At 67.1% G+C, this 16,990-nt stretch carries 20 protein-coding genes; 4 read left to right on the top strand and 16 right to left on the bottom strand.

Annotated elements, in window-relative coordinates; all coding sequences use genetic code 11:
- The 9 genes from pheS to infC all read right to left on the bottom strand — a co-directional run bounded on the left by pheS (nt 1) and on the right by infC (nt 7,091).
- Complete coding sequence (gene pheS / locus ACQ3HB_RS17065; RefSeq protein ID WP_430921627.1) at nt 1-1,041, bottom strand: phenylalanine--tRNA ligase subunit alpha; 1,041 nt, start codon at nt 1,039-1,041, stop codon at nt 1-3.
- Nucleotides 1,042-1,146: 105 nt separating this feature from the next.
- Entirely contained in the window at nt 1,147-2,025 is an 879-nt protein-coding gene (locus tag ACQ3HB_RS17070; RefSeq protein WP_430921629.1) for an amino acid ABC transporter permease, read from the bottom strand.
- A complete protein-coding gene (locus ACQ3HB_RS17075; protein ID WP_430921630.1) occupies nt 2,022-2,669 on the bottom strand; it encodes an amino acid ABC transporter permease in 648 nt (215 codons plus the stop codon). Before ACQ3HB_RS17075 ends, ACQ3HB_RS17070 begins: the two co-directional genes overlap by 4 nt.
- Nucleotides 2,670-2,776: 107 nt before the next feature.
- Complete coding sequence (locus tag ACQ3HB_RS17080; RefSeq protein ID WP_430921631.1) at nt 2,777-3,676, bottom strand: glutamate ABC transporter substrate-binding protein; 900 nt, start codon at nt 3,674-3,676, stop codon at nt 2,777-2,779.
- Nucleotides 3,677-3,922: 246 nt separating this feature from the next.
- The gene (locus tag ACQ3HB_RS17085) at nt 3,923-4,642 is read right to left on the bottom strand and encodes an amino acid ABC transporter ATP-binding protein (RefSeq protein ID WP_430921774.1); all 720 of its coding nucleotides are present in this window, start codon (nt 4,640-4,642) and stop codon (nt 3,923-3,925) included.
- A gap of 200 nt (nt 4,643-4,842) precedes the next feature.
- Nucleotides 4,843-5,643 (bottom strand): TrmH family RNA methyltransferase, encoded by an 801-nt coding sequence (locus ACQ3HB_RS17090; RefSeq protein WP_430921632.1) that lies wholly within the window; start codon nt 5,641-5,643, stop codon nt 4,843-4,845.
- A gap of 162 nt (nt 5,644-5,805) precedes the next feature.
- Nucleotides 5,806-6,195 carry a 50S ribosomal protein L20 gene (rplT, locus tag ACQ3HB_RS17095; RefSeq protein ID WP_430921634.1) on the bottom strand — a complete coding sequence of 130 codons (390 nt, stop codon included), beginning with the start codon at nt 6,193-6,195 and terminating at the stop codon, nt 5,806-5,808.
- 30 nt (nt 6,196-6,225) lie between these two features.
- Nucleotides 6,226-6,420, bottom strand: a complete 195-nt coding sequence (rpmI, locus tag ACQ3HB_RS17100) for a 50S ribosomal protein L35 (RefSeq protein WP_056012069.1) — start codon at nt 6,418-6,420, stop codon at nt 6,226-6,228.
- A 14-nt stretch (nt 6,421-6,434) separates the two neighbouring features.
- Nucleotides 6,435-7,091 carry a translation initiation factor IF-3 gene (gene infC / locus ACQ3HB_RS17105; protein ID WP_430921635.1) on the bottom strand — a complete coding sequence of 219 codons (657 nt, stop codon included), beginning with the start codon at nt 7,089-7,091 and terminating at the stop codon, nt 6,435-6,437.
- A 227-nt stretch (nt 7,092-7,318) separates the two neighbouring features.
- Between infC and ACQ3HB_RS17110 the strand changes: the two genes are divergently transcribed.
- Nucleotides 7,319-7,693 carry a DUF1844 domain-containing protein gene (locus tag ACQ3HB_RS17110; protein ID WP_430921637.1) on the top strand — a complete coding sequence of 125 codons (375 nt, stop codon included), beginning with the start codon at nt 7,319-7,321 and terminating at the stop codon, nt 7,691-7,693.
- Between the two features lie 132 nt (nt 7,694-7,825).
- On the opposite strand, the gene ACQ3HB_RS17115 is transcribed toward ACQ3HB_RS17110, so the two are convergent.
- The 4 genes from ACQ3HB_RS17115 to hisB form a co-directional block, all read right to left on the bottom strand.
- Nucleotides 7,826-8,635, bottom strand: a complete 810-nt coding sequence (locus ACQ3HB_RS17115; RefSeq protein ID WP_430921638.1) for an SseB family protein — start codon at nt 8,633-8,635, stop codon at nt 7,826-7,828.
- A complete protein-coding gene (priA, locus tag ACQ3HB_RS17120; RefSeq protein ID WP_430921640.1) occupies nt 8,619-9,365 on the bottom strand; it encodes a bifunctional 1-(5-phosphoribosyl)-5-((5-phosphoribosylamino)methylideneamino)imidazole-4-carboxamide isomerase/phosphoribosylanthranilate isomerase PriA in 747 nt (248 codons plus the stop codon). The genes ACQ3HB_RS17115 and priA overlap by 17 nt, the downstream gene beginning before the upstream one ends.
- Before the next feature lie 65 nt (nt 9,366-9,430).
- Nucleotides 9,431-10,069, bottom strand: coding sequence for an imidazole glycerol phosphate synthase subunit HisH (hisH, locus tag ACQ3HB_RS17125; RefSeq protein ID WP_430921642.1), 639 nt, complete (start codon nt 10,067-10,069; stop codon nt 9,431-9,433).
- On the bottom strand, nt 10,066-10,674 hold the full coding sequence (hisB, locus tag ACQ3HB_RS17130) for an imidazoleglycerol-phosphate dehydratase HisB (RefSeq protein WP_430921644.1): 609 nt from the start codon (nt 10,672-10,674) through the stop codon (nt 10,066-10,068). The genes hisH and hisB overlap by 4 nt, the downstream gene beginning before the upstream one ends.
- Before the next feature lie 93 nt (nt 10,675-10,767).
- Between hisB and ACQ3HB_RS17135 the strand changes: the two genes are divergently transcribed.
- Together ACQ3HB_RS17135 and sufU are read left to right on the top strand one after the other, a co-directional pair.
- Complete coding sequence (locus ACQ3HB_RS17135; protein WP_430921646.1) at nt 10,768-12,072, top strand: cysteine desulfurase; 1,305 nt, start codon at nt 10,768-10,770, stop codon at nt 12,070-12,072.
- Nucleotides 12,069-12,512, top strand: a complete 444-nt coding sequence (gene sufU, locus ACQ3HB_RS17140; protein ID WP_430921648.1) for a Fe-S cluster assembly sulfur transfer protein SufU — start codon at nt 12,069-12,071, stop codon at nt 12,510-12,512. Before ACQ3HB_RS17135 ends, sufU begins: the two co-directional genes overlap by 4 nt.
- A 136-nt stretch (nt 12,513-12,648) precedes the next feature.
- On the opposite strand, the gene ACQ3HB_RS17145 is transcribed toward sufU, so the two are convergent.
- Together ACQ3HB_RS17145 and ACQ3HB_RS17150 are read right to left on the bottom strand one after the other, a co-directional pair.
- Nucleotides 12,649-13,728, bottom strand: a complete 1,080-nt coding sequence (locus tag ACQ3HB_RS17145; protein WP_430921650.1) for a histidinol-phosphate transaminase — start codon at nt 13,726-13,728, stop codon at nt 12,649-12,651.
- A gap of 75 nt (nt 13,729-13,803) precedes the next feature.
- Nucleotides 13,804-14,271: a LysM peptidoglycan-binding domain-containing protein gene (locus ACQ3HB_RS17150; RefSeq protein WP_430921651.1), complete on the bottom strand. Its 468-nt coding sequence runs from the start codon at nt 14,269-14,271 to the stop codon at nt 13,804-13,806.
- 269 nt (nt 14,272-14,540) lie between these two features.
- Here ACQ3HB_RS17150 and lexA point away from each other — a divergent pair, with 269 nt between their 5' ends.
- A complete protein-coding gene (lexA, locus tag ACQ3HB_RS17155) occupies nt 14,541-15,233 on the top strand; it encodes a transcriptional repressor LexA (protein WP_430921653.1) in 693 nt (230 codons plus the stop codon).
- 179 nt (nt 15,234-15,412) lie between these two features.
- Here lexA and hflX read toward each other — a convergent pair whose 3' ends face one another.
- Nucleotides 15,413-16,990: a GTPase HflX gene (hflX, locus tag ACQ3HB_RS17160; RefSeq protein WP_430921654.1), complete on the bottom strand. Its 1,578-nt coding sequence runs from the start codon at nt 16,988-16,990 to the stop codon at nt 15,413-15,415.

Raw genomic sequence — 16,990 nt, forward strand, 5'->3', positions numbered from 1 at the left:
TCAGACCACCATTCCGAATTGCTGGGAGAAGCGGACGTCGCCCTCCACCATCTCCCTCATGTCCTGCACGCCGTCGCGCAGCATCAGGCCGCGCTCGACTCCCATGCCGAAGGCGAACCCGGAGTAGACCTCCGGGTCGATGCCGGCCGAGCGGAGGACGTTGGGGTTGATCATGCCGCAGCCGCCCCACTCGATCCAGCGCGGGCCGTCCTTGAACGTGGGGTGCCAGAAGTCGAGCTCGGCGCTCGGCTCCGTGAACGGGAAGAAGCTCGGACGCAGGCGCACTTCGGCGTCGTCGCCGAAGACGGACTTCACGAAGTGGTCGAGCGTCCCGCGGAGGTGCGCCATCGTCAGGCCCTTGTCCACCGCGAGGCCCTCGAACTGCATGAAGACGGGGGTGTGCGTCGCGTCGAGCTCGTCGGTGCGGTAGACCCGGCCCGGCGCGAGGACGTACACGGGAAGTTCGCGCTCGAGGAGCGACCGTACCTGCACGGGCGAGGTGTGGGTGCGCAGCACGAGGTGCGACTCGGGCGGCTCCACGAAGAAGGTGTCCTGCATCGCGCGGGCGGGGTGGTCCGCGTCGAAGTTGAGCGCGTCGAAGTTGAACCACTCGCTCTCGACCTCCGGACCCTCCGCGATCTCCCAGCCCATGCCGATGAAGATGTCGGACACGCGGTCCTGGAGGAGGGTCAACGGGTGGCGCGCACCCGGCTGACGACGCGACGGCACCGCAGTGACGTCGATCGTCTCGGCTGCGAGGCGGGCTTCCGTCTCCGCCGCGACGATCTCGGTCTCCCGGGCGGCGATCGCCTGGGAGACACGACCGCGCGCCTGGCCGACGAGCTTGCCGAGAGCGGCCTTCTGGTCGGCGGGCGCACTGCGGAGCGATCCGTTGAGCGTCGCGAGGGTCGAGGACTCGCCGGCGTGAGCCGATCGAGCCGCTTTGAGGGCCGTGGAGTCGGTTGCAGCGGCGACCGCTGCGAGCGCGGACTCGACGGCTGCGTTCACCGTTTCCGGAGTGATGGGGGTTGCGTCAGACACGAGAAGCAAGTCTACCCAGGTGGGCGGCGGGGCGGGCGGAGCGGAGGCCCCGAGCCGGTTTCGGTTCGGGGCCTCCGGCTGCAGCAAGGATGCTCTCGGGCGAGATCACGCCCGCTGTTGCGCGATGACCTGCGTGTCCGTCACCTCGAGCGTCGTGTCGAGTCTCGCTCCACGCACCCGGGGCGACCGCCTCGTCCGGATCTCGACCCACTTCGCGATGCCGGAGAGGATGAGGCAGAGCACGATGTAGATCGAACCCATCACGATGATCGACGGGATGATCGGGCTGCCGTACAGCGCCTGCGAACCGAACTGCTTCGCGAGGTACAGAAGCTCCTGGTAGGTGATGAGGAAGCCGAGCGCCGTGTCCTTGAGGGTGACGACGAGCTGCGCGATGATGACGGGCATCATCGCCCGGATCGCCTGCGGGAACAGGATGATGCGCATCACACCGGACTTCCGGAGCCCGATCGCGTAGCCCGCTTCCTTCTGGCCTCGCGGGAGCGACTCGATGCCGGCCCGGAAGATCTCGGAGAACACCGCGGCGTTGTAGAGCGTGAGGCCGACGACGACGGCGATGAACGGGGTCACCTTCACCCCGAGCGGCGGCAGCCCGTAGTACATGAGCATCATCAGGATGAGCACGGGGACGGCTCGGAAGAACTCGATGAAGATCGTGAACGGAACGCTGACGATCTTGTGGTCGGAGAGCCGGCCGATCGCGAGCACGAGCCCGAGGACGAGACTGAGCACCGCAGCGACCGCGAATGCCGAGAGCGTCGCGCCCGTCGCCTGCAGGATCTGCTCCCACACGCGCGGGAAGGTGAAGAGCTTCCACTTCGATGCGGTGAACTGGCCGGTCTCGATGAAGCGGTAGACGATGAACGCGAAGATCGCCACAACGACGATCACGGTCGCGAGACCGATCCAGCGGTAGCGGACGACGGCTTTCGGGCCGGGGGTGTCGAACAGGACGGAGCTCATCGCGCCACCTTCCATTTCTTCTCGAACGCTCGTTGAGCGAGCGAGAGCAGCGAGACGAGTGCGACGAAGATCAGCGCGACCCACAGGAGCCCGATGAGGAGCGGTTCACCGCGCTCGGACAGGTTCGCTCGGATGGCCCCGGCTTCTGCGACGGAGAACCCTGCGGCGACGGTGGTGTTCTTGAGGAGCGCGATGAGCACGCTGAAGAGGGGCGGCAGCACCGCCCGGAACGCCTGCGGGAGGATGATCAGCGTCATGGTCAGACCGAAGGGCAGGCCGATCGCCCTGGCCGCCTCCGCCTGGCCGAGGGGAACCGTGTTGACGCCGGAGCGCAGCACCTCGGCCACGTACGTCGCCGTGTAGAGGCTGAGGCCGATGATCGCGAGGGTCGTGTAGTTGACGTCCGGCAGGCCGAGCTTCGGGTAGCCGAACGCGAAGAAGAAGAGGATGAGGGTCAGCGGGGTGTTGCGCACCGTGTTGACGTACAGCGTGCCGAAGAAGCGCATGGACGGGACGGGCGAGACCCGCATCGCCCCGACGATCGTGCCGAGGATCAGGGCGAAGAACCCCGAGACGACGAACAGCAGGAGGGTGTTCTTGAACCCCGTGACGAAGAGGTCGAGGTTGTCGAGGAGGACGTTCATGTCCAGCGCGCCTTTCCGAGATGGTCGCCCGATGCTGGAAGCAGGGGCGGAGTCGACGGGACAGCTCCCCCGGACGGCCGCTGGTCGGCGGCCGCCCGGGGCGCTGCTTAGTAGTCGTCGACCTTCGGCTGCGTCACCTTGGTGCCGGAGGCGCCGAGGGTGGAGTCGTAGATCGCCGTCCAGGTGTCGCCACCATCGGTGAACATCGTGTTGATGAAGTGCCGGAGGGCGTCGTCGCCCTTCGGCAGGCCGACGCCGTACAGCTCGGTGCTGAACGGCTTCCCGACGACCTTGAGCGTGTCGGGCGATGCCGACGCATAGCCGATGAGGATGGCCTGGTCGGTCGTGACCGCATCGGCCTTGCCATCGGTCAGGGCTTCCACGCACTGCGAGTACGTGTCGAACTCGACCGTCTTCGTGTCCGGGAAGTTGTCCTTGATGTTCTGGATCGGCGTGGAGCCTGTCGCAGAGCAGACCGTCTTGCCGGCGAGATCGTCCTCGGACGTGATGTCCTTGTTGTCGGACGCGACCAGCAGACCCTGTCCGGTCTCGAAGTACGGGCCGGCGAAGTCGATCTGCGTCTTGCGCTTGTCGGTGATCGAGTAGGTGCCGACGTAGTAGTCGATGTCACCGTTCACGATCGCGGATTCGCGGTTCGCGCTCGGGATCGCCTTGAACTCGATCTTGTCGGCGTCGAAGCCGAGCGATGCCGCGATCCACGTCGCGATCTGGATGTCGAATCCACTGCGCTCCCCCGTCGCCGCGTCGAGGTAGCCGAGTCCCGGCTGGTCCTCCTTGACGCCGATCCGCACCTTGTCGGCGGACTTCATCTTGTCGAACGTGGGGCTGCCTTCGAGCGTGACGTCCTTCGCGACCTCGAAGGTGGGAGCGCTGTCGCTCGATCCTTCGGTCGATCCGGGGCTGCCTGCGTCGCCGCTCGAGCAGCCGGCGAGTGCGAGGGTCACGGCTGCGACCCCTGCGGTAATGAACATGAGCCTCTTGCGCATGTTTTCCTTCCTTCCTTGGTGCCCTGTGTCGGGCCGATCGGTTGGTGAGGTCTGCCGCGGGCGATGGCCCATGGCAGGAGTTGTGCGGTCGGGTGTTCGGGTGTCTCGGGGCTTCGGTGGTCGGTGAACTGGTCGGTGAACTGGTCGGGCGGGGCGGCGGGTCAGGCGGGGCGGCTGGTGGGACGGGGTCGTGGGTTGACCGGCAAGCGGTTCAGTTCGGGCGGCTGTTCCGCCGACGCGGCGGCGTCAGTGCGTCAGGAGCTTCGAGAGGAAGTCCTTCGCGCGGTCCGTCTCCGGTTTCGTGAAGAACGTCTCCGGGTCGGTGTCCTCGAGGATCTCGCCATCGGCCATGAAGACGACGCGGTCGGCGGCCTTCCTGGCGAAGCCCATCTCGTGCGTGACGACGATCATCGTCATGCCCTCGCTTGCGAGCTGGACCATCACGTCGAGGACCTCGTTGATCATCTCGGGGTCGAGCGCCGATGTCGGCTCGTCGAAGAGCATGACCTTGGGCTTCATGGCGAGCGCACGGGCGATCGCGACGCGCTGCTGCTGGCCGCCGGAGAGTTGGGCGGGCAGCTTGTCCGCCTGCACGCCGACGCCGACGCGTTCGAGGAGCACCTTCGCGGCCTCGTCGGCATCGGCGCGCTTCTGCTTGCGGACCTTGATGGGACCGAGCGTCACGTTCTCGCGGATGGTCTTGTGGGCGAAGAGGTTGAACGACTGGAAGACCATCCCGACGTCGGCGCGCAACTCGGCGAGCTGCTTGCCTTCCTCTGGAAGCTTCTTCCCGTCGATGCGGATCTCACCCGAGGTGATGGTCTCGAGCCGGTTGATCGTGCGGCAGAGGGTCGATTTCCCTGACCCGGAGGGTCCGATGACGACGACGACCTCACCCTTGTTGACGGTGAGGTTGATGTTCTTCAACGCCTGGAAATCGCCGTAGTGCTTGTCCACGTTCTGCATGACGACGAGGGGTTCGCCATGATCGGCGACGATGGGGTTGCTCGTCGTTTCGTAGGGATTGCGCTGCGCGGACGGGTTGACCGGTTCGGAGTTCGGCACTGTTGGCTCCATGGCCCCCACGTTAGGGGAACGGAACCGCCGAGCACCGTTTTGTCACATGACGGTTACACGTTTGTGACCGAATCGGCAACGGATGTTGCTCAAGCGTGCTGGGCGAACGCACTCTCGAAGACGCACACGGACGCGGCAGTCGCAAGGTTCATGCTCTCCGCATGGCCGTAGATCGGTACCGTAAGTGCACGGTCCACAACGAGCAGCTGCTCGTCGGTGAGCCCGCGAGCCTCATTGCCGAAGACCCAGGCCGTCGGCTGGGCGAGGATGCCCTCCGAACGCGCGACCAGGAGGTCGTCGCCCTTCACATCGGCGGCGAGGACCTGGAGTCCGGCGCCGCGGGCGCGCTCGACGACCGAGGAGAGCTCTGCATCCACGGCGACGGGCAGGTGGAAGAGGGAACCGGTCGTGGACCGGACCACCTTCGGGTTGTACAGATCGACCGTGCGACCGCTCAGGACGACGGCGTCGGCCCCCGCGGCATCGGCGGCGCGGATGATCGTACCGAGGTTGCCCGGGTCCCGGACCTCCTCGAGGATCACGACGAGCTTCGGCTGGCCGGCGAAGATGTCCTTGACCGAGGTCGGGAACTGGTGCGCGACCGCGACGAACCCCTGCGGCGTGACGGTGTCCGCCATCGACTCGAGGACCTGCTCGGTGACGAACTCCACCTCGATGTCCGCGTCGGCCGCGGCCTGGGCGATGTCCCCGTAGCGTTCGAGCGCCGTCGGCGTCGCGAAGAGGTCGACGACCAACTGGGGTCGGTAGGTGAGCGCCTCAGAGACCGCTTGGGGTCCTTCGAGGAGGAACAGGCCGGTTTCCAGTCTCGCCGGGCGTTTGGCGAGCTTGGCTACGGCACGGACGCGTGGTGAACGCGGATTGTCGAGCACGATCCCAGTCTAGGCCGAGGGCGCCCTGCCCGACGAATGCCGGAGAGTCCTGAGCAGGAAAACACGGTGGCGCCCCTGGGAGAACACGAACGGCCCGGTTCCGCAGGGGAACCGGGCCGTTCGAAGTGTTGCCGTCCGCAGAGGACGCAGGAGTCGTGACGACTACGCTGCGGTGACCTTGGGAGCCGAGGTGTCGGCGGGCAGGGCTGCCTTGGCAGCCTTCACGAGCGTCGTGAACGTCGCTGCGTCGTTGACCGCGAGGTCGGCGAGGATACGACGGTCGACCTCGATGCCGGCAAGGCTGAGACCCTGGATGAGGCGGTTGTACGTGAGGCCGTTGGCGCGCGATGCAGCGTTGATGCGCTGGATCCACAGGCGACGGAAGTCACCCTTCCGTGCGCGACGGTCACGGTACGAGTAGACGAGCGAGTGCGTGACCTGCTCTTTGGCCTTGCGGTACAGGCGCGAACGCTGTCCGCGGTAGCCGGAGGCGCGCTCGAGGATGACGCGACGCTTCTTGTGAGCGTTGACCGCCCTTTTGACTCTTGCCATGTTCTGTGTGTTCCTTCGGTGTAGCGGTCGTTAGCGACCGAGCAGCTTCTTCATGACCTTGGCGTCGGCCGGAGCCAGCACCTGGTCCTGGTTCAGGCGACGGGTACGACGGCTGGACTTGCTCTCCAGGTTGTGGCGCATACCGGCCTGCTGCTTCATCAGCTTGCCGCTGCCGGTGACCTTGAATCGCTTCTTGGCCCCGGAGTGGGTCTTCTGCTTCGGCATTCGATTCCTCTTTCTTATCGGTTCTCGTCGGCAGATGACTCTGCCTCAGCGGTCTCGACGGCTTCCGGCTCCTCGGCCGGACGCGCCTTCGATGCCGCACGGTGTGCGTTGGCCTCGGCCTTGGCTTCCGCTTTGTTCTTCAGCGGGCCGATGACCATGACCATGTTGCGTCCGTCGACGGTGGGGGTGGATTCGATGGTTCCGAATTCCGACACGTCTTCGGCAAACTTGCGGAGCAGGCGTACGCCCTGCTCTGGACGGGACTGCTCGCGGCCGCGGAACTGGATCATGGCTTTCACCTTGTCACCGGTCTTGAGGAAGCCCTCAGCCCGCTTGCGCTTGGTCTCGTAGTCGTGAGCGTCGATCTTGAGGCGGAAACGAACCTCTTTGAGGATCGTGTTCGCCTGGTTGCGCCGGGCTTCTTTCGCCTTCTGCGCAGCTTCGTACTTGAACTTGCCGTAGTCCATGATCTTCGCGACGGGCGGCTTGGAATTGGGTGCGACTTCGACGAGGTCGAGGTCAGCTTCCTGCGCGAGGCGAAGGGCGACCTCGATTTTGACGACGCCGACCTGTTCTCCGCCTGGGCCGACGAGACGGACCTCCGGGACGCGGATACGGTCATTGGTACGGGGATCGCTGATGCGGAACTCCTCTACTGGGTGGGTTGCCACACGCCCGAATGGATATCCGCACGTGACGAAAGTGGATCAACACACACCCGTACCCCCGAACAGAATTCGGTGAGTACACACACCCTTGCTACCGAACGTGAAACACGTCTGGCGGAGCGTGACAACCCGGTAACCTTGTCTAGCGGTCAAGCGCGGGTGGGAGAATCTCCTCTTTCGTACCGGAACCAAAGTCCCGGAGCACCGCACAAGACTACCAGAGGATTGACGTGAACGACAGCACTACTCCGCACACTTCCCCGTACGACGATGACGACGAGACGTTCCAGGCCACACGAGACATCGCGGAGGTGCCTGCGGTGGAGGTCATCACGACCGCAGCGGTGCACCTCATGAGCGCCGCTGCGATCAAGTGCGGCCTCGCCGACGACCCGGATCAGCAGCTCGATCTGGATGAAGCGCGCAAGCTCATCAACGCGCTCGCGGGCCTCATCACGGCCGGTGCGCCGGAGATCGCCGACATGCACGCGCGGTCGTTGCGCGACGGTCTGCGGTCACTGCAGCTCGCCTTCCGTGAGGCGTCGAGCATCCCGGACCCGATCGGTCAGGGGCCCGGCGAGAAGTGGACGGGTCCCGTCAACTAGCTCCGCCGTCCTCCCACCCCACCCCACCCCACCCAAACCTCCGTTTTCGTGCAAGAAGTGCCCTCGAAAAGGGTCGTATTGCACGAAAACGGAGGTTTGGGGTGTGCAGGGCGGGCTCAACCGGCGGCGGGATCAGGCCGCGGAGAGCTTGACGGCGAGCGAGTCGACGCGGGTCGCGATGACCTCGTCGGCGGCCCAGCGCTGCGCGAGTCGCGCGAGCACGGCGTCCAGTTCCGTCTGCGTCAGTCCGGCGAGGAGTCGCAGGCCGATGACGAGCTCGGACGCAGCGAGTCGCGCACCCGGGTCTCCGGCGGAGAGGTCCACGCCCACGACCGCCAACTCGGACTCGATCGACCGCTCGAAGGCCTCGATGACCGAACGGTCCGCATAACTCGGCGTCCATGGCAGTGACTGCGCGATCGCCCAGAGCGCCGGGCGACGGATCGCGAACTCGGTCGGACTCGTGGGGTCGAGGACGACCACGTCGGTCTGCTCGCTCGCCGCCGCAAGCGCGACTCGAACACCGTCGGCCGGGATCGGCCGCGCTTTCGCGTTCCACGACGACATCGCGTCCACCGAGCTGAACACCGGCAGGACGGTGCGCCCGTCGGGGCCGTCGACCGTCACGATCGAGAGCTCCTGCGACTTGTCGACGAGCTCGCCGTGATGATTCTCCCCCGCTTCGCCCAGGTGGGCGACGAGTGGGATGAGGAGCCGCGATTCACGGAACGCGTCGACGACCTCTGCTTCCCCGACCTCGCGCGCTTGGAACCGGCGGATGGCTTCGATCAAGCGCTCTGGAGCGCTACCGTCGTCCGTCGAGGGAGGAGTGGACGGGAAGCTGCGTCCGGCCCACGGCTGGCCCGCGGAGTCCGCGTGGTTGCCGTGGTCGTGACGTGCTCCGGTCGGTTCCTCCCGACCGGGATCAGTCGGACGCGACATCCAGCGCCTCGGCGAGGGTGAACGCGCCCGCGTAGAGGGCCTTGCCGATGATGGCACCCTCGAGGCCCTTGGGGACGAGCGCGCGAAGCGCCGTGAGGTCGTCGAGGCTCGACACGCCGCCGGAAGCGACGACGGGGCGGTGCGTGCGCTCCATGACCTGTTTGAGGAGCTCGATGTTGGGGCCCTGCAGCGTGCCGTCCTTCGTGACGTCGGTCACCACGTAGCGCGCGCAACCGGCCTGCTCGAGGCGGTCAAGCACGGTCCAGAGGTCGCCGGCGTCCTGCGTCCAGCCACGGGCGGCGAGCGTCGTTCCACGAACGTCCAGCCCGACGGCGATCGCTTCGCCGTACTGACCGATGACGTTCGCGGCCCACTCGGGATTCTCGAGCGCGGCGGTGCCGAGGTTGATGCGCTTGGCACCGGTCTCGAGGGCCTGCTCCAGCGAGGCGTCGTCGCGGATGCCGCCGGACAGCTCGATGTTCACGCCGCGGGTCTGCTTGATGACCTTCTTGAGGATCGAACGGTTGTTGCCCCGGCCGAACGCCGCATCGAGGTCGACGAGGTGGATCCACTCGGCGCCCTGGTCGGCCCAGTCCATGGCCGCGTCGACGGGGTCGCCGTAGTTGGTCTCCGTGCCGGCCTCACCCTGGGTGAGGCGGACGGCCTTTCCTCCGGCGATGTCGACCGCGGGGAGCAGCACCAGTCCGGGGGTCGTGTTGAACTCGCTCATCACTCACTGTCTCTCTTGGATGCGGCCGGATCGTCGCACCGGCACAAGCACAAGATCCTAGTCCTCTAGAGGGTGCCGAGCCAGTTGGAGAGGAGGCGGATGCCGGCCGTGCCGGACTTCTCCGGGTGGAACTGCGTCGCGGAGAGCGGACCGTTCTCCACTGCGGCGAGGAACGGGGTTCCGTGGGTCGCCCAGGTCAGGCGTGGTTTGGGGAACGGCGGCATGACGTCGAGCGTCCAGTCCTGGGCACCATAGGAGTGCACGAAGTAGAAGCGTTCGTCTGCGATGCCCTCGAACAGGACCGATTCCGGATCCGAGTCGACCGTGTTCCAGCCCATGTGCGGGATGACGGGCGCGTCGAGCCGTGTGACGGCTCCTGGCCATTCTCCGAGGCCTTCCGACTCCACGCCGCGCTCGACGCCGCGCTCGAAGAGCACCTGCATGCCGACGCAGATGCCGAGGACGGGACGGCCGCCCGCGAGGCGGCGGTCGATCAGTTCGTCTCCGCGGGAGGCCTTGAGCGCATCGATGACGGCGCTGAACGCACCGACACCGGGCACGACGAGGCCGTCAGCATTCTGCGCGGCCGCGCGGTCGCCCGTGAGCTCGACATCGGCCCCCGCCAGCTCCAGGGCCTTGACGGCGGAGTGGACGTTGCCGGAGCCGTAGTCGAGGACGACGACGCGTGGGCGAGCCGAGGTCACAGGGCGCCCTTGGTCGACGGGATGCCGGTCACGAGCGGGTCGAGCGCCTTCGCCTGGCGGAACGCGCGCGCGAACGCCTTGAGTTCCGCTTCGGCGATGTGGTGCGGGTCGCGGCCGGAGAGCACGCGGACGTGCACGGTGAGCGCCGCGTTGTACGCGATCGCCTCGAAGACGTGGCGGACCATCGAGCCGGTGAAGTGTCCGCCGATCAGGTGGAACTCGAAGCCCTCTGGCTCGCCCTCGTGCACGAGGTACGGGCGACCGGAGATATCGACGACGGCCTGCACGAGAGCCTCATCCAGCGGCACGAGCGCGTCGCCGTAGCGCGAGATGCCCGACTTGTCGCCGAGCGCCTGACGGATCGCCTGACCGAGAACGATCGCGACGTCCTCGACCGTGTGGTGCACGTCGATCTCGATGTCGCCTTTCGCGCGCACCGTGAGGTCGGTGAGCGAGTGCTTCGCGAACGCCGTCAGCAGGTGGTCGTAGAACGGAACGGAGGTGTCGATGTGGCTGACGCCCGTGCCGTCGAGGTTCAGTTCCAGTTCGATGCTGGATTCACTCGTCTCGCGCTGCAGACGGGCGGTGCGCTGCTGGGTGCTCATGCGGCCAGTCTATCGGCGGCGGACGCGGGATCGGCATCCGTCACACGGGTCGCGAAGCGGATGGATGCACCTATCGTTGAAGGTGAGGTGACCATGACCAGAACCATCGACCACACCACGTCCCCGCTCGATCAGCACGAGATCGAAGCGATCCGGACGCGGTTCCCCCTGCTCACGAGCGTCGTCAACGGACATCCGCTCGTCTATCTGGACTCCGGAGCGACCTCGCAACGACCGGAATCGGTCATCGACGCGGAGGCCGACTACGCGAGGCGGTCGAACTCCGCCGTGCACCGCGGTGCGCACACGCTCGCCGCAGAGGCCACCGAACTCTTCGAGCAGGCCCGCGAGCGGGTGGCGACGTTCATCGGCGCGGACCCGCGGGAGGTCGTCTGGACGTCGGGCGCCACCGGCGCCCTCAACCTCCTCGCCTACGCGATCGGCAACGCGAGCGCCGGCCTCGGCGGTCCGGAAGCCGATCGGTTCCGGCTCAGAGCGGGCGACGAGATCGTCGTGACCGAGGCCGAGCACCACGCGAACCTCATCCCCTGGCAGCAGCTCGCGGCGCGCACCGGCGCGGTCCTCCGCTTCATCCCGGTCGACGACCACGGGATCATCGATGCCGACGCCGCGGCCGGCATCATCGGGGAACGCACGCGCATCGTCGCGTTCGCCCACGTCTCGAACGTCACTGGCGCAATCGCGCCCGTCGAACGGTTCACCTCGCTCGCGCACGCCGTCGGCGCCCTCGTCGTCCTGGACGCGTGCCAGTCCGTACCGCACCTCCCCATCGACGTGACCGAGCTCGGCGTGGACTTCCTCGTCTTCTCCGGCCACAAGATGCTCGGACCCACCGGGATCGGCGTCCTCTGGGGCCGCCGCGCACTGCTCGACGCCCTGCCGCCGTTCCTCACGGGCGGATCGATGATCCAGACCGTGACGATGGAGGGAGCCACCTTCCTGCCCTCGCCGCAGCGGTTCGAGGCCGGGACACAGCCCGTCTCGCAGGCCATCGCTCTCGCAGCGGCTATCGACGTGCTCGGCGCCTACGGGATGGACCGCATCCACGCGACCGAGTCCGCCTACGGTCAGCGACTGGCCTCGGGCCTCGCAGCCATCCCGGGCGTCCGGCTCATCGGTCCCCGCCCGGGCGACGAACGCGTCGGACTCGCGGCCTTCGATCTGGAGGGCGTCCACGCCCACGACGTGGGGCAGTTCCTCGACGACCAGGGCATCGCGATCCGCGTCGGCCACCACTGCGCGCAGCCGCTCCACAGAAGACTCGGCCTCACCGCATCGACACGAGCGAGCACCTACCTCTACACCACGGAAGCGGAGATCGACGCGTTCCTCGAATCGACGAGCCGGGTCGCCGCGTTCTTCGGAGCCGAGCGATGAGCGGCCTCGAGAGCCTGTACCAGCAGCTCATCCTCGACCATGCGAAGGAGCGCCACGGCTTCGGCCTACACGACGGCGCCGCAGCGGAAGCGCATCAGCTGAACCCGACGTGCGGCGACGAGGTCACCCTGCAGCTCCACCTCGCCGCCGACGGCGAGCACCTCGAATCGATCGCCTGGGAAGGCCACGGCTGCTCGATCTCCCAGGCATCCACGTCATGCCTGTCCGATCTCGCTCCCGGACTCACGATCGCGGAGCTCACCCAGCTCGCAGACGAGTTCAGAGAGGTCATCCGGTCACGCGGCAAGCTGGAGTTCGATGAGGACCGCTTCGGGGACGCCGCGGCCTTCAGCGGTGTTTCGAAGTACATCGCGCGCGTGAAGTGCGCAATGCTCCCCTGGGTCGCCGCGGAGGAAGCCGTGACGAAGCTCCCCGCCTGAGCGACGCTCGACGGAACGTGACGAGCCCGGCTGCGCGATTCGCTCAGGCGGGCTCGTCCCGTTGCACCGCGGTTCGATGAACGTGAGCGGACCGTCGTGAGCGGACCGTCGTGAGCGGTCAGCGGTCAGCGGGCGGTCAGCGGGCGGTGACGGAGGCCAGGGCTTCGAGGAACGCTGTCGTCTCCGCCTCTGTCCCTGCAGTCACCCGCAGGTGGTTCGGGATGCCGACGTCACGGATGAGGATGCCACGAGCGAAGAGCTCCTCGAAGACCGCGTTCGGATCGTCGACCCCGCCGAAGAGGACGAAGTTCGACCCGCTCCGGTGCGGCTGGTAGCCGAGCGCTTCGAGCTCGACCACGAGGCGATCGCGCTGGCCGCGGATGTCGTCGACCATCGCGAGCATCTCCGCGGAGTGGCGGAGCGCCGCCGTGGCCGCCGCCTGGGTCAGAGCGCTGAGGTGGTAGGGCAGCCGGACGAGCCGGAGGGCGTCGATCACGGCAGGGTCGGCCGCGAGGTAGCCGACGCGGACGCCTGCGAATGCGAACGCCTTGCTCATGGTGCGCGAGACGAGGAGACGCGGACGGCCTTCGAGGAGCGTCAGCGCGCTCGCCTCTCCGTCGGGCGCGAACTCGGCGTACGCCTCGTCGACGACGACGATTCCGCTCGACGCCTCGTAGACGGCCTCGATCGTCTCGAGGGAGAGCGGCGTGCCCGTCGGGTTGTTCGGCGAGCACAGGAAGATGACGTCCGGATCCGATTCGCGCACCTGGGCTGCGGCCGTCTCCGGGGAGAGCTCGAAATCGGCGTCTCGGGTCGCTGCGATCCAGGTGGAGCCGACGCCCGCGGCGAGCAGCGGATACATCGAGTAGGTCGGGGTGAACCCGAGCAGCGAACGGCCGGGTCCGCCGAACGCCTGGAGGATGTGCTGCAGGACCTCGTTCGATCCGTTTCCGGCCCACACCTGTTCGGCGGTCACGCCGTGGCCGAGGTAGCGGGCGAGCGACTCGCGCAGTTCGGTGAACTCGCGGTCCGGGTACCGGTTGACGGTCAGGACTGCGGCGGCAAGGGAGGCGACGATGTCGTGTGCGACGTCCTCAGGGATGGGGTGCGTGTTCTCATTGACGTTGAGGGCAACGGGCACGTGGGCCTGCGGAGCGCCGTAGGGGATCTTCCCCCGAAGGTCGTCGCGGATGGGGAGGTCGTCGAGAGCGGTCACCCGTCAATCGTACCGACTACACCGCCGCAGACCGGCGAAACAGCCGTCTCATCGACCGACGCATCGACCGGCTGCTCAGCTCGCGTACTGCTGCGGGATGGCGAGACGCTGCCCCGGCTCCACACGAGCGGTGGACAGCTGATTCAGGTTCATGATCTCCGCGATGACATCCCTCGGGTCCGCCGACGGCGCGATCGACTCGGCGAGCTCCCAGAGGGACTCCCCCGGGTCGACCGTCACGTAGGTGAACTGGACGGACTGACCGGCTACCCCGGGCCCCGACGCCGCAGCGGATCCTGCGCCGACGGACAGCACGGCTACGGCGACGACGAGCGGGAGGGCTGCGAGCACGGTGAAGACCACGCGGCCTCGTCGTGTGAGACGGAGTCGCGAGTGCGACAGTGCCGTGCGTGAGGGCGTCGATGCGGATCCGGGCACGGCCCGTGCGGACATCGCTTGTGTCGGCATCGCTTGTGTCGGCATCGCTTGTGTCGGCATCGCTTGTGTCGGCATCGACGGGAATCCGATGAGTGCTGCAGTCATGACTACCTCCAAGTGCTCGTCTGCAGGAAGTGCGGGTCTTCCTGACGAGGTTTCGCATCCGGTGTTCGGCCAGGAGCACCGGATGCGAAGCTATGTTCCGAATATATCTTCGATTGTTCGAATGTTCAAGCACGTCTTCGGATCTATTTCCTCGAAAACCTGCGACACGCTCGAACGAATGTTTGTCTCTGGCACTCGGGTTGGATACAGTTTCGAGTGTTGGAACGAGTACACCAGCACCCACTGACACTGGTCCGGGCAGGAGCGACATGGCAGCGAACGGTAGGAGCGACGGGGCTCAGGAACGAACGGGCACACGCCGGAGGAAGAGCCTGAGCGACAAGCAGCTCGCCATCCTCGACGTGATCCAGCGCGCCGTCGCATCCCAGGGGTACCCGCCGAGCATGCGGGAGATCGGCGACGCGGTCGGTCTCGCCTCCCTGTCGAGCGTGACCCACCAGCTCAACCAGCTCGAACTGAGCGGGTACCTGCGTCGCGACCCCAACCGGCCGCGTGCGCTCGAGATCCTCATCGATCTCCCGAGCGCCGTCGAGGGCAGCGTCCCGGAGACGGCCCCGCCCGTCGGCGACGCAGCCATGGTCCCGCTCGTCGGCCGCATCGCAGCCGGCATCCCCATCACCGCTGAGCAGCAGGTCGAGGAGATCTTCCCACTCCCCCGCCAGCTCGTCGGCAAGGGCGAGCTCTTCATGTTGAAGGTCGTCGGCGAATCGATGATCGACGCCGCGATCTGCGACGGCGACTGGGTCGTCGTACGCGAGCAGAAGACGGCGGAGAACGGTGACATCGTCGCGGCCATGCTCGACGAGGAGGCCACGGTGAAGGTCTTCCGCCAGCGCGACGGCCACACCTGGCTGCTCCCGCGAAACTCCGCGTTCGAACCCATCCTGGGCGACCACGCCGACGTCCTCGGCAAGGTCGTAGCCGTTCTTCGCAGCGTCTGACGCGGGCGGCGCCCCGCACTCGGGCCCCGAACACGACGAAGGGCCGGATCAAGTCGATCCGGCCCTTCGTCGTTGCTCCGCCAGCTAGGCGTTCGCTGCGACCCGCCCACGCACGTCGCGCCTGGATTCGATGATGTTCTTGATCGATGCCGTGGCACGCAGCTGCAGGATCAGCCGATTCAGGCCGTCGGCGCGACCTCTGCCGGATGGGCTGCGAGGAGCTCGCGAGCGGCGGCGGGCGCGACCGCGAACGGTTCGAGCAGCGCAGCGATCTCGTCGTTCACGAACGCGTGCACGATCGTGCCGTGCTCGTCGTACGCCGTCTCGACGACCTTGCCGCGCTCGTGCAGAATCGTCACGAGGTCGCCGCGTTCGTAGGGCACGAGGACGTGCAGCTCGCGGCTCGGCGAGGGCAGCACTGCCTCGATGCGCTCCATGAGCTCGTCGATGCCGGCGCCCGTGCGGGCCGAGACGAAGATGCCGTCCGGTTCGAGCCCGCGGAGGACGAGCAGTTGCCCGTCGTCGACGAGATCGGACTTGTTGAAGACGACGAGTTCGCGGATCCCGCGTGCGCCCACCTCGCCGATGACGTCGCGGACTGTAGCGATCTGGCCGGCGGGGTCGGGGTGCGACGCGTCGACGACGTGCACGATGACATCGCTGTCCGCGACCTCCTCGAGCGTCGAACGGAACGCCTCGACGAGCTGGTGCGGCAGGTTGCGCACGAAACCGACGGTGTCGGCGAGCGTGTACTCGCGGCCGTCGGAGGTCACGTTCCGGCGCACCGTGGCGTCGAGGGTCGCGAAGAGCGAGTTCTCGACGAGGACGCCGGCCTTCGTGATGCGGTTCAGCAGGCTCGACTTGCCGGCGTTCGTGTACCCGGCGATCGCGACCGACGGCACGGTGTTCCGCTTTCGGTTCGCGCGCTTGGCCTCGCGGGCGGGCTTCATGGCGACGATCTGCTTCCGGAGCTTCGCCATCCGGGTGTGGATGCGACGGCGGTCGAGTTCGATCTTCGTCTCACCCGGGCCGCGCGAGCCCATGCCGGCTCCGGCGCCGCCGACCTGTCCACCGGCCTGACGGCTCATGGACTCACCCCAACCGCGAAGGCGGGGAAGCAGGTACTCGAGCTGCGCGAGTTCGACCTGGGCCTTGCCCTCACGGCTCTTGGCGTGCTGACTGAAGATGTCGAGGATGACGGCGGTGCGGTCGATGACCTTGACGCCGACCGCGTCTTCGAGCGCGCGGCGCTGGCTGGGCGCGAGTTCGGAGTCCGCGACGACGGTGTCCGCGCCGAGCGCCTTCACGATGTCGCGCAATTCGAGCGCTTTGCCGCGGCCGAGATAGGTGCTGGGGTCCGGGTGCGGACGCCGCTGCAGCATGCCGTCGAGCACGACCGCACCGGCGGTCTCGGCGAGGGCCGCGAGTTCGCGCAGCGAGTTCTCCGCCTCGATGAGCGATCCCTGCTGGTAGACGCCGATGATCACGACGTTCTCGAGCCGCAACTGGCGGTACTCGACCTCGGTGACATCCTGCAGCTCCGTCGAGAGTCCGGCGACACGCCGAAGGGCCTGTCTGTCCTCACGATCGAACTGCTCGCCGTCGTCGGAGGTGCCGCCGGCCGTGTTCTGCGCCTGCAGAGCCGCTGCGTTGCTGCCGAAGAGGGAGTACCCGGACGACTTCGATGCGGCGCTCGACAACACCCGATCGACGACGTCGTCGGTGGTGGGCTGGATCGATTCGTCTGGTTTCGTCAT

The sequence above is a fragment of the Plantibacter lichenum genome (genome assembly GCF_050587525.1).
GTDB lineage: Bacteria > Actinomycetota > Actinomycetes > Actinomycetales > Microbacteriaceae > Plantibacter.

What these genes read in the sequence shown, in the direction of transcription:
- ACQ3HB_RS17150 (WP_430921651.1), bottom strand. Translation starts at nt 14,271, where the DNA reads ATGACTGCAGCACTCATCGGATTCCCGTCGATGCCGACACAAGCGATG.
- ACQ3HB_RS17135 (WP_430921646.1), top strand. Translation starts at nt 10,768, where the DNA reads ATGACCAGAACCATCGACCACACCACGTCCCCGCTCGATCAGCACGAG.
- ACQ3HB_RS17075 (WP_430921630.1), bottom strand. Translation starts at nt 2,669, where the DNA reads ATGAACGTCCTCCTCGACAACCTCGACCTCTTCGTCACGGGGTTCAAG.
- ACQ3HB_RS17070 (WP_430921629.1), bottom strand. Translation starts at nt 2,025, where the DNA reads ATGAGCTCCGTCCTGTTCGACACCCCCGGCCCGAAAGCCGTCGTCCGC.
- hflX (WP_430921654.1), bottom strand. Translation starts at nt 16,990, where the DNA reads ATGACGAAACCAGACGAATCGATCCAGCCCACCACCGACGACGTCGTC.
- ACQ3HB_RS17085 (WP_430921774.1), bottom strand. Translation starts at nt 4,642, where the DNA reads ATGCAGAACGTGGACAAGCACTACGGCGATTTCCAGGCGTTGAAGAAC.
- rplT (WP_430921634.1), bottom strand. Translation starts at nt 6,195, where the DNA reads ATGGCAAGAGTCAAAAGGGCGGTCAACGCTCACAAGAAGCGTCGCGTC.
- hisB (WP_430921644.1), bottom strand. Translation starts at nt 10,674, where the DNA reads ATGAGCACCCAGCAGCGCACCGCCCGTCTGCAGCGCGAGACGAGTGAA.
- sufU (WP_430921648.1), top strand. Translation starts at nt 12,069, where the DNA reads ATGAGCGGCCTCGAGAGCCTGTACCAGCAGCTCATCCTCGACCATGCG.
- lexA (WP_430921653.1), top strand. Translation starts at nt 14,541, where the DNA reads ATGGCAGCGAACGGTAGGAGCGACGGGGCTCAGGAACGAACGGGCACA.
- ACQ3HB_RS17080 (WP_430921631.1), bottom strand. Translation starts at nt 3,676, where the DNA reads ATGCGCAAGAGGCTCATGTTCATTACCGCAGGGGTCGCAGCCGTGACC.
- priA (WP_430921640.1), bottom strand. Translation starts at nt 9,365, where the DNA reads ATGAGCGAGTTCAACACGACCCCCGGACTGGTGCTGCTCCCCGCGGTC.
- ACQ3HB_RS17115 (WP_430921638.1), bottom strand. Translation starts at nt 8,635, where the DNA reads ATGTCGCGTCCGACTGATCCCGGTCGGGAGGAACCGACCGGAGCACGT.
- rpmI (WP_056012069.1), bottom strand. Translation starts at nt 6,420, where the DNA reads ATGCCGAAGCAGAAGACCCACTCCGGGGCCAAGAAGCGATTCAAGGTC.